Below are 12,993 nucleotides of genomic sequence, written 5' to 3'. Positions count from 1 at the left end.
CAACTAAACTTGGTCAACATGACCGACTACGTCAATGTGCAGGATGCCAAGACCCGGCTTTCCGAGCTGCTGGCGCGCGTGGAGCGCGGCGAGGAGATCATCATCGCTCGTGGCGGCAACCCGATCGCCCGCCTCTCGGCGCTGAATGCCCCGCCTCCCCGCGAGCTGGGATTCTCTCCCGGTGGGCAGGTTCCCGCTTCGTTCTTCGAGCCCCTGCCCGACGACGAACTCAAACTGTGGAGCGGCGAATGAGGCTTCTCCTCGACACGCACATCTTTCTCTGGAGTGTGTGGGAACCCTCCCGCCTCAAACCGGAGGTCGCTGCCGTTATCAGCGATCGAGCAAATGGACTTCTCATCTCCGCCGCCACTCCCTGGGAAATCGCGATGAAGCACCGTGCTGGAAAACTCTCGGATGCCGAACCAATCGTGCTGGCGTTCCCAGAATATCTGGACCGCTTGGGTGCTATCGAGCTGCCCATCACCAGTCGGCATGCGATCGCTGCCGGTCAACTGGAATGGGCGCACAAAGATCCGTTCGACCGGATGCTCGCGGCCCAGTGCATTCTCGAGGGGCTGACCCTGGTGACCTCTGACGAAGCGTTCCGGTCAATTAGTGGCGTCCAAACGCTCTGGGCGTAGAATTGCGGTGCATAATCTTGGGGCGTGATCTGACCTGCTTGAATGGGACGTTGAGTAGTACCTGGGTGTGAACTCAACCGTTTGACTTTGCGAAGGTTCCCTACGCGCAATTCCGAGTACGCCATCCGGTGGAGTTGCCTAGACCCTCTTCGAGATTCTGCCAAAGATCGCCCTCGGTCGCAGCGCTGCCAAGGATGTCTGAAAGCGCCAGGCTGGCGCCATACATGGTATCGGCAAGGCCCTCAGCGTCCCTCTCGGGTACCGCGCGGGCAAGTGCATCGAAATCGCTCTTCCACGTTTCAATCTCGGCCCGATTCGCGTTGATGAAAGCTGGTCGATCGGATTCAGACACTTCTCGGAAGGGGTCCGTCCACCCGTCGTTTCCGATCAGAAGATTGTCCGCTGACGCGACGCAAAATGCCATCACTTGTGCATCGTGCTGAAGCTTTCCGATCAGCAACGCCCCTCCAACAATGGTGCTTGAAAGTGTGAGCGTGAAAACTGCCCCGAGTGCTATTGACGTCGTCGCAAGCTTAGATCGATGTCGCGATCGCGCCACGGCTCCGAGAATAACTCCGACCGGAGGGACGATAATGGCTGCGATCAGAGCGCTGATCGCTAATCCGTCGTATCTACCGGGCGGTGACACTCTGCTGAAGTCTTCAGCCGGTGTGACGCTGAGAGATTCACTGTCTGTCCGGATTGGTGCAACTTGGCCTTGCGTGCCAATCCAGTCGCGAAGAGCTGGATACGTGCTCGGGTTGGCCGCGATCAGAGGCTGTAATTCGGGATGGCGGGAGAGTTCTCGAAGCCGATCCTGCTCCGTCGCTGGATTCGCCGCCTCGGCATAATCTCTTCCTTCGAGCACTGTCGATACCCCTGCTCCTAAACGATTTTCAACCAGTCTTCGCACGCTAGCAGGCTCACGGCGAGTGCCGCGTCCCCCTGAGTGGTGTCATTCTCCGAGTTGAATTCGTTGGATTTACGAGGTAGCGAAACACCGCGCACTGGACTACTGAAAAAGTCCGAGGGCAGCCTTCCTCGGCGACCCCTCACCACGAAATAAGCGCCGGTTCATTCGACGGAGGCATTCAGGCCGGCGGCATCGAGCACCCAGGCGTAGTTGAACGCGCGCTCGTGCCAGGCACTGTACCGACCGGAAACGCCGCCGTGACCGGCCGACATTTCGGTCTTGAGCAGGGCATCCGCACCCACTTCGCGTAGCTTGGCCACCCATTTTGCCGGCTCGACGTAGAGCACCCGGGTGTCGTTCAGGCTGGTCACGGCCAGAATCGCCGGGTAGGCGACGGCCCGCACGTTCTCGACGGGGGAGTACGACTTCATGTACGCGTACACGTCGGCGTCGTGCAGGGGATCGCCCCATTCATCCCACTCGATCACGGTCAGAGGCAGCGACGGGTCGAGGATCGAGGTGAGCGCGTCGACGAACGGAACCTCGGCGAGAATGCCGGAGAAGAGCTCGGGCGCGAGGTTTGCGACGGCGCCCATGAGCAGTCCGCCGGCGCTGCCTCCCTCGGCCACCAGCTGGGCCGGGCTGGTGAAACCCGCGTCGATGAGGTGACGGGCGCAAGTCACGAAGTCGGTAAAGGTGTTGCGCTTGGTGGTCGTCTTGCCGTTTTCGTACCAGGTACGGCCGAGCTCCCCGCCGCCGCGCACGTGCGCGATGGCGAAGATCATGCCGCGGTCGAGCAGACTGAGCCGGGCGATGCCGAATCCGGGGTCGATGCTGTGCTCGTACGATCCGTAGCCGTAGAGCAGAGTCGGGGCCGGGGTGCCGGGCGTGACGAGGTCGCGGCGGTAGACCAGCGAGATCGGCACCCGGGTGCCGTCGTCGGCGGTGGACCACTCCCGGCGCTGTTCATAGAGCGCGGGGTCGTAGCCGCCGAGCACGCGCTGCTGCTTGAGCAGGCGTCGCTCGCCCGTTGCAACGACGAGGTCATAGACCGTCGACGGGGTGACGAAGCTCGTGAAACCGAACCGCAGGGTGGGTTGGGTCCACTCCGGGTTGCCGGCCGAACCGACGGCGAACAGGGGCTCGTCGAAGTCCAGTTCGGTCAGCCCGCTCGCGTCGTGGCGGTCGATGGCGAGCCGGGTGAGGCCGTCCCTGCGGTACTCCACGACCAGAAAGTCGGCAAAGGCGTCGACGCTCTCGAGGCGAACTTGCGGGTCGTGCGGCAGCAGCATCCGCTTCTCGCCCTGCGGATCTTCGGCTGCGACGCTGACCAGCTCGAAATTGACCGCACCGCCACCGTTGTGGACGATCAGCAGGCGGTCTTCACCGTCGATGACGGCGTGCTCAACGTCGTATTCCGTGTTGTCCTGCCGGGGCCAGACCACGGAGAACTCGCCGGTCGGGTTGCCCGCATCGAGCACCCAGGACTCGGTGGTGACGCTCGAACCGGCCTCGATCATGAGGAACTTGCGGCTGCGCGTGATGCCGACGCCCACCCAGAATCGTTCGTCGGGTTCGTGAAAGATACTGGTATCAGTGTCTCGTGCTGCGCCGATTTCGTGCCGCCACACGGTGTCGGGGCGCCAGGCATCGTCGACGGTGGTGTAGAACAGGTAGCGTCCGCTCGGGTCGAACAGGGCGCCGGCGCTGGTGTTTTCGATCGTGTCCGTGAGGTTCTCACCGGTCGCGATGGTGCGCACCCGAATCGTGTAGCGTTCGTCGCCCTCGACGTCGACGGCGTACAACAATTGGGTGCCGTCGTCGCTCAGGTCGAAGCTGCCGAGCGAGAAGAATTCGTGGCCGTCGGCTTCGACGTTGTCATCGAGCAGAATTTGCTCGCCGGGCACGCTCTGGTGGGCGTCACCGAGTATCGGCGCGGCCCAGTCATCGGGGCCGCTGATCGGTGCCCGACAGTGGATGCCGTATTCCTGGCCCTCCACGGTGCGGGTGTAGTACCAGAAGTCGCCGCGACGCACCGGAACGCTCAGGTCGGTCTCCTGAGTGCGGTTCTTGATCTCGTCGAAGATCTGCTGCCGGAGCGGCCCCTGATTGATGGTGCGAGCTTCGGTGTAGCTGTTCTCGGCCTGGAGGTGGGCGATGACCTCTGGGCTGTCCTTGTCGCGCAGCCACTCGTAGTCGTCGATATAGACGTCGTTGTGGTGTTCGCGATGCTGCGGCTTCTTGGCTGCGACGGGAGCTGCGACGGGAGGTGTGATCGGGCCAGAGGTCATCCCCCCAGCGTAGTTCGTCCTTACTCTCGCTTCCCGATCAGGAGCCAGCGCGTACGCCCTGACGCCAGACCGAAGCGGTCAACGGCACTCCGGGGCGGTAGGCCAGGTGTGAAATCGACGGGGCATTCAGCACTTGCAGGTCGGCACGGCCGCCGACCTGCAGGGAGCCGACGGCATCCGCTCCCTGGTCGCGGCCGAGCGACCGGGCTGCCCCGCGGGTTGCCGCCCAGACGGCTTCGCTGACGGTCAGACCCATTTGCAGCACGGCGGTCGCCACACAGAACGGCATCGACGTCGTGTACGAGGTGCCGGGATTGCAGTTGGTCGCCAGGGCGATGCTCGCGCCGGCGTCGAGCAGACGGCGCGCCGGTGGAAACGGCTGTCGGGTCGACAGATCGCAGGCCGGCAGCAGGGTAGCGACCGTGGTGGATGCCGCCAGCGCGTCGATATCGGCCGGCTCCAGATAGTTGCAGTGGTCGACACTGTGAGCGCCCAGCTCGGCGGCGAGGCGCACACCACCGCTGAAACCCAGCTGATTACCATGCACCCGCAATCCCAAACCGGCGGCACGGCCGGCCAGCAATACCTCGCGGGTTTCCTCGACATCGAAGGCCCCCTGCTCGCAAAACGCATCAATGAACTGCACGTAGGGAAGCACAGCCGTGAGCATCGGCCCGGTCACGAGGTCGAGGTAGTCCCGACGATCCAGGCCGCCCGGCACGATGTGGGCACCGAGAAAGGTCACGACATCGGCAATCTGCGCGGCCGCCCGCGCCGAACGAGCCTCACTTTCAACATCGAGCCCGTACCCGGTCTTCGTTTCGAGAAAGGTGGTGCCCTGGGCTTCGGCTTCGTGGCGCAGGCCGTGCGCCGTGGCCAGGAGCTCGGCTTCGCTCGCAACACGCGTCGCGGCGACGGTGGTGTTGATGCCGCCGGCGGCATAGGCCTGGCCAGCCATGCGCGCTTCGAACTCGGCCGAACGGTCCCCGCCGAACACGAGATGGGTGTGCGTGTCGACCCAGCCGGGCAGAACGGCGCGGCCACCGACATCCGTTTGGTGATCGGCCGAGGGCGCCAGTGCGGCCGAGCCGATCCAGAGAATGCGGCCGTCGCCGATCACCAGAGCCGCGTCGTGCAGCCGCTCGCCGGAGTCATCGTGCGTGGTGAGCTCGCCGATACCCGTGATCAACTCAGTCATCTGCCGAGCCTAGCGAGCGCATCGGCCATGAGCGTTGCCGGTCGTTCGCCGCCAACCAGCAGACCGCACTCGGCCACGAGCCGCCCGCCAACGACCACCCGCAGCACATCGGAAGCCGTTGCGGTCAGCGGCAACTGCGCGACGGAGCACCCGACCGTGCGCACGCTGGTCGTGCTGATCTCGACCAGATCGCACGGGTTGCTGACCTGCAGCCGGTGGCGGCCGAGCCCCAGTGCGGCATAGCCGGCGGTCGATGCTGCGTTCAGCAACGCGGCCGGGGTGAACCGTCCGCGCTTGTGGGAGGCGAGCCGTTCGCCCATTTCGAGGCCGCGCATCTCCAGCAACGGGTCAATGACCGCGTTCTGGTCTGAGCCCAGGGCGATCGGCGCGCCGGCCGCGGCCAGAGCGAGCGCCGGCCCGATGCCGTCGCCGAGATCGGCCTCGGTGGTGGGGCACATGACGACGCTCACCCCGGCGTCGCCGAGAAGTGCGCGGTCGTCGTCGCTGAGATGGGTCGCGTGCACCACACTCAGGCGCGGCGCCAGTGCCCCGAGAGAATCGAGCAGGCCGGCCGGGGTCATTCTGTACGCGGCCAGGCAATCCGCGTTCTCCTGCGGCTGCTCGGAGAGGTGAATGTGCAGGGGAATCTCCACGGGCAGCCCATCGAGCACCTCGCGCATCGCGTCGGGCGTGACAGCGCGCACCGAGTGCAGGGCCGCCCCGAGTGTTACGAGATCGTCGCCGGCCAGCTGAGCACGAAGCGCGCGCCAGCGGGTCAGCCAGCCGGCCGCGCTGCCGTCGCCAAAAGCTTGCTGCTCCGGCGCGAGCTTCTGACCAATGCCGCCCTGCAGGTAAACGGTGTCGAGCAGCACCAAGCGGATGCCGACGGCCCGCGCCGCCGCCGCGAGCGCCAGTTCCATGGCGTGCTCGTCCGAATACGGCGTGCCGCCCCGGCGATGATGCACGTAGTGGAACTCGCCGACCGCGGTATAGCCACTGACGAGCATTTCGGCGAACACCGCCGTGGCCAGGGCCTCATATTTCGCAGGGTCGAGCTGGGCGGCGACCCGGTACATCCGCTCCCGCCAGAGCCAGAAATCGCCGCCCTCCCCGTGGGTCTGGCCGCGCAGTGCCCGGTGAAAAGCATGCGAGTGCGCATTGCCGAACCCCGGCACAACCGTACCCAAACGGATGTCCGCGGCCTCCGCCGCAGCCCCCGGCTGAACCCGTGCGATGCGTCCGTCTGCGCCAGCCTCCAGCCGCACCCCCGTCACGGCAACGCCGTCGATCACGAGGGCCTCGCACCAGAAGCTGCTCACAGCGGGCGCTCTGACAACAGCTCGCGCAACAGCAGTTCCAGGGCATCGACGCCGGCCGCACAGTCTGCTGTCTCGGCGAATTCCTCCGGCGCGTGTGAGATGCCGGTGGGGTTTCGCACGAACAGCATGGCACTCGGCACCTGGGCGGCGAGCACGCCGGCGTCGTGGCCGGCGCCGGTGGGGAGTTCGGGCAGCTGACCGAGAGCCCTCGCAAACCGCTCGCGGAGCCCGGGGTGAAACTGCACCGCGCCGGCCCAGGATTCCTCGGTGAGGGTGGCGGAGCATCCGTTCTGCTGGGCGGCCTGCTGGGCACGAGCGTCAATGTCGGCCACGAGCAGGCGAGTTTCTTGGTCGGTCTCAGCGCGGGCATCGAGCCAGGTGTGCACCGAACTTGCGATGACGTTGGTACCGCCGGGGATCGCTTCGATGCGGCCGATCGTCGCCCGGGTTCCTGGGAGTGAAAGAGCGGCCGCCTGCACGCCGACGATCGCCCGGGCGGTGGCGACCATCGGGTCGCGGCGCTCACCCATGGTGGTCGCGCCGGCGTGATTGCCCTGACCGGTGACGGTGAGCCGCCAGCGGCCGTGGGCGAGAATCGATGATGCCACGGCGACGGGCTGGCCGAGATCGATCAGGCCGCGCCCCTGCTCAACGTGCAGTTCAATGAACAGTCCGATGCGGGCGAGCGCATCGCGGTCGATGCCGAGGTGGGCGGGGTCGACTCCGACCTGCCGCGCGGCGTCGGCCAGCGTCACGCCGTCGTGGTCGGTGAGCGCCCGCGCCTGGTCAGCATCGATGGCGCCGGTCAACAGCCGGGAGCCGAGGCAGGCGACGCCGAAGCGGGAGCCCTCTTCTTCGGCGAACATCACAATGGCGCACGGTTTGGTCGAAACGAAGCCGCTGGCCTGCAGTCGCCCGATGGCTTCGAGGGCGGAGACCACGCCGAGCGGCCCGTCGTAGGCGCCGCCGCCGGGAACGGAGTCGAGATGGCTGCCAGTGACGACGGCGTCCGTTCCAGGCTGGCCCCACCAGGCCCAGAGGTTGCCGTTCCGGTCGGTTTCGACATCGAGACCGAGGCGCTCGGCGCGTTCGACGAACCAGGAGCGCAGCTCGAGGTCGGCCGCCTGCCAGAGATGACGCGAGTAGCCGCCACGACGGTGATCGCGGCCGACATCAGCGATCTCGGCGAGGCCACTGGGCAGTTGAGGTACGTGCAGTCGAGGTACGTGCAGTCGAGGTACGTGCATCACTCTTCCCACATGGGCACGCGCAGACCGCGGTCGCGGGCCACTTCTTCGGCCCGTTCGTAGCCCGCGTCGACGTGACGCATGACGCCGGTGCCGGGATCGTTGGTTAACACGCGCTCGATCTTCTCGGCAGCCAGCGCCGTGCCGTCGGCGACGATGACCTGTCCGGCATGGATGCTGCGGCCGATTCCCACACCGCCGCCGTGGTGAATCGACACCCAGGTCGCGCCGGACGCGGTGTTCAGCAGCGCGTTCAGGAGCGGCCAGTCTGCAATCGCGTCTGAGCCGTCTTTCATGCCCTCGGTCTCGCGGTAGGGCGAGGCGACCGAGCCCGAGTCGAGGTGATCGCGGCCGATCACGATGGGCGCGCTGAGTTCGCCGGAGGCGACCATTTCGTTGAACTTGAGCCCGGCGAGGTGTCGTTCCTTGTAGCCCAGCCAACAAATGCGGGCCGGCAGGCCTTCGAACTGCACCTTTTCTTCGGCCTTCGTGATCCAGCGGTGCAGACCGGCATCGTCGGGGAACAGCTCGAGAATGGCCCTGTCGGTGGCCGCGATGTCGGCACGGTCGCCGGAGAGCGCTACCCAGCGGAACGGCCCCTTGCCCTCGGCGAATAGCGGCCGAATGTAGGCCGGCACAAACCCCGGAAACTCGAAAGCCCGGTCGTAGCCCCCGAGCTTCGCTTCGGCCCGAATGGAGTTGCCGTAGTCGAAAACTTCCGCTCCGGCATCCTGAAATTCGACCATGGCCTTGACCTGCTTGGCCATCGCGGCGCGGGCGCGCACGGTGAACTCCTCGGGGTTCTCGGCAGCGTAGGCGTGCCATTCCTCAACCGTGACGCCTTCGGGCAGGTAGGAGAGCGGGTCGTGGGCGCTGGTCTGGTCGGTGACGATATCGATCGGTACTTTGCGGGCGAGCAACTCCGCGAACACCGTCGCGGCATTGCCGACCAGGCCCACCGACAGGGCGCGGCGTTCGGTCTTGGCCGCAAGCACCCGGGCTATGGCGTCATCGATGTCGTCGGTCATCTCGTCGAGGTAACCGTGATCGACGCGGCGCTGCAGTCGGGCCGGGTCGACGTCGACGATCAGTATGACGCCGTCGTTCATGGTGACGGCGAGCGGCTGCGCGCCGCCCATGCCGCCGGCCCCGCCGGTCAGCGTGAGTGTGCCTGCCAGCGTGCCGTTGAACCGTTTGGTGGCCACGGCCCCGAAGGTTTCGTAAGTGCCCTGCAGAATGCCCTGGGTGCCGATGTAGATCCACGATCCAGCGGTCATCTGCCCGTACATGGTGAGCCCCAGGTGCTCGAGTCGGCGAAACTCGGGCCAGGTGGCCCAGTCGCCCACCAGGTTGGAGTTGGCGATGAGCACCCGCGGCGCCCACTCATGGGTGCGAAACACGCCGACCGGTTTGCCGGACTGCACGAGCAGCGTTTCGTCTTTTTCCAACGTTTCAAGGGTGCGCACGATCGCGTCGTAGCACTCCCAGTTACGGGCGGCCTTGCCGGTGCCGCCGTAGACGACGAGGTCGTCGGGGCGCTCGGCAACCTCGGGGTCGAGGTTGTTCATGAGCATGCGCAGCGGTCCCTCGGTCTGCCAGCTCTTCGCGGTCAATTCGGTGCCGCGCGCGGCGCGAACGGGGCGTGCGGTGTGGGGGGTGGTGGTGTTCGACGCGGTGCTGGTCATGGTCGGGATTCCCTTATTCTGGCTGGGGCAGTGGATGTTGCGGGAAAGTGCCTGGGCTGGTCACGTGGCGTAGAGCTGACGTGCTTCCCCGAGCAGAATTTGGCTGATGCGTTCGATGGTTGAGGTCGTGATTCGATAGCTCGGGACGACAACGCTGAGGGCGCCCACAATTTGGTCACTGACAGTGATCGGTACGGCAATTGCGGTGACGTCACGCTCGACCCCGTCGCTGACCACGCAGTATCCGCTTGGGCCGCTGCCGCCCTGCAGGGCCTTGCCGGAGGCGCTCGAATCAAGGGGAAACTTGCGCCCGACCCAGTTCGCGTGTCGCACAGAGTGAGTTCCCTCAACAATTGCCACGTACAGTCCCTGTCGTCCGGGGGCGGGAATGCTCAGATAGGCCGATTCACCGGTCTGCTCCACAATCCGTGTCATCGGCTCGTGGCACAGCGCCACGAGTGATTCCTGACTCAAAGCGAGAACGCCGAGCTGCACGATGGCCACCCCCGGGCGGTAATTGCCATCGTCGTCACGCCGAATAAAGGTTGTTGCCTCGAGCGTGCGGAGCAGACGCAGCGCCGTACTGGCGGAGAGGTCCACCGCTTTCGCGGCCTCACCGAGCGTGAGCGAGCCGCGCTCACAAACAACGCTGAGCAGCGCCAAAGCACGTTCGGCCGTTCGGGTGGTCGTGTCGGCCTTGCCAGGTACTGCGCTCATCAAGCCCCTCGTGTTTCTGTCGCGCTCATGATTGCATTCAGTAAAACATCTTTTTTATTGGATGACAATAACTTCTTGGGTGCTCACGTCGTAAATATTCGGTCATACGTGCATCATGAGCACGAAAACCACAGTGGGGCACGGATGTTTCGATCAAGTAACGTGCTGATTTCCATCTAACGAAACCTTGACATCATTCGGCATTCACGGATACTTTTCATACATTGACAATGACTTTTCATTCCCATGAAGCGAGAGCCATTCTCATTCAGCATCTGATTCAACACCCTCCCCGATCATGTCGGAGGAGCTCAGCGTTTTCGGAAGGACCACCCACCATGAGCGCAATTCGTGCCAGCTCACCTCGTAGGCCGTTTGGCCCCGCGATCTCGTCCGCGGCGATCGCCTTCGTCGCAGCACTGGCTCTGGCCGGCTGCAGCCCGACCAATCCCGGTGCCGCCGAGACAACCGCGGATGGCGGGCTCACAACGGTGACTCTCGGGCTGATCCCGATCACCGATGTCGCTCCGATCTACCTGGGCATTGAACAAGGCATCTTCGCCGACCACGGCATGGAATTAGACATACAGCTCGCCCAAGGCGGTGCAGCTATCGTCCCCGCCGTGGTCTCCGGCGAGTACGACTTCGGCTACAGCAATGTCGTCTCACTGCTGGTCGCCCACCAGAACGAAATTCCGATCCAAGTCATTTCGAACGGTTCCACCTCGACCAATATCGACGGAGCCGACACCACAGAGGTTGCCGCGTTGGCCAGCAGCGGTATCGAGAGCATTCTCGACCTGGAAGGCAAGACTGTGGCGATCAACGCTCTCAGTAACTTCGGTGAGATCACCATTCGGCATTCCCTGGAGCAGGCCGGGGGCGACCCTGATTTAATCTCGTTCGTCGAGGTTCCCTACCCGAACATGCCAGCCCAGTTGGCAGCCGGAGAGGTTGACGCGGCCTGGACCACGGAACCGTTCCGTACCCAGATTCTGCAGGAAGGCGGAGTGATCGCCGCGAGCCCCATGGTCGACATGGCCGAGAACTTCGATTCCGCCTTCTACTTCGCATCCGCGCAAACGGTCGAGACCAACCCGGAACTCGTCGCGAGCTTCCGGGAGGCCCTCTCGGAGTCGTTCGCGTTTGCATCCGCTCATGAGGACGCTGTTCGGGCGATCATCCAGGACTACGCGTCACTGAGCCCCGACCTGGCCGCGACGGTGGGACTGTCGCAGTGGATCCCCGAGATTAATCGGGCCGGCCTGGAAACGCTTGCGGCGGCGGCCATCAGCTACGGCGTTCTGGGTGATGAGCCGGACTATGACGGCTTTATCGCCAAATGAGTAATCGCCTGGACACCCTCCCCACGTTCGAGGTGAGGGTCAACACCTCCGCTTTGTCGCGGCGGCGGTTCCGGGCGCGCGGCCGCGCAACGAACACGTTGCTCGGCTGCGCCGGGCTACTGACCGTCGCACTCATCGCCCAGTTTCTGGCACCCCTGGGTATCGTCCGAGCCCAGGATCTGCCGCCGACAACTGTGATTCTGGCCGCTTTCATCGACTTACTCGGCGAAGCCACCATGTGGATGGCCGTCTACGACACGATCTACGTCTGGGCGATTGGCCTGGTCGTGGCGTCGGTAGCCGGCATCGTTGTCGGGGTGCTTCTCGGCAGCAGTGAACCGCTGCGACGTGCGACGTCCTCAACCGTTGAATTTCTGCGTCCGATTCCTTCGGTCGCCCTGGTGCCGTTGGTGGTGCTGGTCTTCGGCCCGCGTTACGAGTCAGCCCTTGTCCTCGTCATCTATGCCGCCTTCTGGCAGGTTCTCGTGCAAACGGTGTACGGGGTCGCCGATGTTGACCCGGTCGTCGCCGACACGGCACGGTCGTACCGGTTCAGTCGGTGGGGCGTGATGCGGTATGTGATTTGGCCGACCGCGCTTCCATTCGTGATGACCGGCATCCGTCTGGCCGCCACGGTAGCCCTGGTGCTGACCGTCACGGCGCAGCTCATCATCGGTACGCCGGGGCTCGGCCAAAGTATCGCGCTCGCCGAGTCCGGAGGGGCGAACGCGCGAATGTATGCGCTTGTCCTCATCACCGGACTGCTCGGTCTGGCGGTCAATATCGTTGTCCGGCTCGTGGAGAAGCGCGTGTTGGCCTGGCACATGTCGTTCAGAAAGGATGCCAGCGAATGAAAGCTGCGCAATCAATCCTCCACACCCTGGCCCTGCCGGTCGTACTTGTGGCGACGTGGTGGGTGGTCAGCTTCGACAGCACAAACGTGTATTTTCCATCCTTGCAGCGCATACTCCAGGCGTTCCCGGCGACCTGGCTCGACGGCGGCATGGAATCTCGCCTCGTTGTCGACGGATTCGCGAGCGTCTGGCGTTTACTCGTCGGCTTCGTCGTCGCGACCGTCATTGCAGTCGCACTCGGCACCCTCATCGGCTTGCTTCCCCGGGTGCGGGCCTACTGTGAGCCAACACTCGAACTGTTTCGCGCCATTCCCGGACCGGTGCTCGTGCCGATTATCGGTCTGTTCGCCGGTATTGGCGACACGATGAAGATCATTGTCGTGCTGTTGGGATGCCTGTGGCCGATTTTGCTGAACACCGTCGAGGGGGTGCGGGCCGTCGATTCCGTCATGATCGACACCGCCAAGTCGTATCGACTGAGCCCACGGCGACGTATCGTCAAGCTCATCCTTCCGGCAGCATCCCCGCAAATTCTCGCCGGAATGCGCCAAGGCCTATCGGTCGGAATCATCCTGATGGTCATCAGTGAGATGTTCGCCGCCACCAACGGGCTGGGCTTCACCGTAGTGCAGTTCCAACGCAACTTTGCGCTTCCCGAAATGTGGACCGGCATCATCGTGCTCGGGCTGCTGGGGCTGGTGGCATCCGTTTTCTTTCAAATCTTCGAGTCGCGCTCGCTGCGGTGGTACACCGGCATGCGCCGCGCGGCTCGTGATGCTTGA

At 64.5% G+C, this 12,993-nt stretch carries 12 protein-coding genes; 5 read left to right on the top strand and 7 right to left on the bottom strand.

What is annotated here, in order from left to right:
- Positions 1 to 18 precede the first annotated feature (18 nt).
- Both CJ028_RS06610 and CJ028_RS06605 read left to right on the top strand, forming a co-directional pair.
- Positions 19 to 252, top strand: a complete 234-nt coding sequence (locus CJ028_RS06610) for a type II toxin-antitoxin system Phd/YefM family antitoxin (RefSeq protein ID WP_105034475.1) — start codon at positions 19 to 21, stop codon at positions 250 to 252.
- Entirely contained in the window at positions 249 to 641 is a 393-nt protein-coding gene (locus tag CJ028_RS06605) for a type II toxin-antitoxin system VapC family toxin (protein ID WP_105034474.1), read from the top strand. Before CJ028_RS06610 ends, CJ028_RS06605 begins: the two co-directional genes overlap by 4 nt.
- A gap of 100 nt (positions 642 to 741) precedes the next feature.
- Here CJ028_RS06605 and CJ028_RS20620 read toward each other — a convergent pair whose 3' ends face one another.
- From CJ028_RS20620 to CJ028_RS06570, 7 genes are all read right to left on the bottom strand, one after another.
- Positions 742 to 1,554: a variant leucine-rich repeat-containing protein gene (locus CJ028_RS20620; protein ID WP_129590401.1), complete on the bottom strand. Its 813-nt coding sequence runs from the start codon at positions 1,552 to 1,554 to the stop codon at positions 742 to 744.
- A 161-nt stretch (positions 1,555 to 1,715) separates the two neighbouring features.
- Positions 1,716 to 3,845 (bottom strand): S9 family peptidase, encoded by a 2,130-nt coding sequence (locus CJ028_RS06595; RefSeq protein WP_105034472.1) that lies wholly within the window; start codon positions 3,843 to 3,845, stop codon positions 1,716 to 1,718.
- 37 nt (positions 3,846 to 3,882) lie between these two features.
- Entirely contained in the window at positions 3,883 to 5,043 is a 1,161-nt protein-coding gene (hutI, locus tag CJ028_RS06590; RefSeq protein ID WP_105034471.1) for an imidazolonepropionase, read from the bottom strand.
- The gene (locus CJ028_RS06585; RefSeq protein ID WP_105034470.1) at positions 5,040 to 6,362 is read right to left on the bottom strand and encodes a formimidoylglutamate deiminase; all 1,323 of its coding nucleotides are present in this window, start codon (positions 6,360 to 6,362) and stop codon (positions 5,040 to 5,042) included. The genes hutI and CJ028_RS06585 overlap by 4 nt, the downstream gene beginning before the upstream one ends.
- The gene (locus CJ028_RS06580; RefSeq protein ID WP_105034469.1) at positions 6,359 to 7,609 is read right to left on the bottom strand and encodes an allantoate amidohydrolase; all 1,251 of its coding nucleotides are present in this window, start codon (positions 7,607 to 7,609) and stop codon (positions 6,359 to 6,361) included. The genes CJ028_RS06585 and CJ028_RS06580 overlap by 4 nt, the downstream gene beginning before the upstream one ends.
- A complete protein-coding gene (gene hutU, locus CJ028_RS06575; RefSeq protein ID WP_105034468.1) occupies positions 7,609 to 9,294 on the bottom strand; it encodes a urocanate hydratase in 1,686 nt (561 codons plus the stop codon). The genes CJ028_RS06580 and hutU overlap by 1 nt, the downstream gene beginning before the upstream one ends.
- Before the next feature lie 60 nt (positions 9,295 to 9,354).
- A complete protein-coding gene (locus tag CJ028_RS06570) occupies positions 9,355 to 10,011 on the bottom strand; it encodes an IclR family transcriptional regulator (protein ID WP_105034467.1) in 657 nt (218 codons plus the stop codon).
- 338 nt (positions 10,012 to 10,349) lie between these two features.
- Here CJ028_RS06570 and CJ028_RS06565 point away from each other — a divergent pair, with 338 nt between their 5' ends.
- The 3 genes from CJ028_RS06565 to CJ028_RS06555 are packed head-to-tail and all read left to right on the top strand — an operon-like array spanning position 10,350 to position 12,993.
- Positions 10,350 to 11,357, top strand: coding sequence for an ABC transporter substrate-binding protein (locus CJ028_RS06565; protein ID WP_161498910.1), 1,008 nt, complete (start codon positions 10,350 to 10,352; stop codon positions 11,355 to 11,357).
- Positions 11,354 to 12,211 (top strand): ABC transporter permease, encoded by an 858-nt coding sequence (locus tag CJ028_RS06560; RefSeq protein ID WP_105034465.1) that lies wholly within the window; start codon positions 11,354 to 11,356, stop codon positions 12,209 to 12,211. Before CJ028_RS06565 ends, CJ028_RS06560 begins: the two co-directional genes overlap by 4 nt.
- A complete protein-coding gene (locus CJ028_RS06555; RefSeq protein ID WP_105034464.1) occupies positions 12,208 to 12,993 on the top strand; it encodes an ABC transporter permease in 786 nt (261 codons plus the stop codon). The genes CJ028_RS06560 and CJ028_RS06555 overlap by 4 nt, the downstream gene beginning before the upstream one ends.

Source organism: Cryobacterium aureum (assembly GCF_002954245.1).
Classification (GTDB): Bacteria; Actinomycetota; Actinomycetes; order Actinomycetales; family Microbacteriaceae; genus Cryobacterium; species Cryobacterium aureum.
The sequence above is the reverse complement of the archived record's forward strand: the minus strand, read 5'-3'. Positions and strand labels throughout refer to the sequence as shown.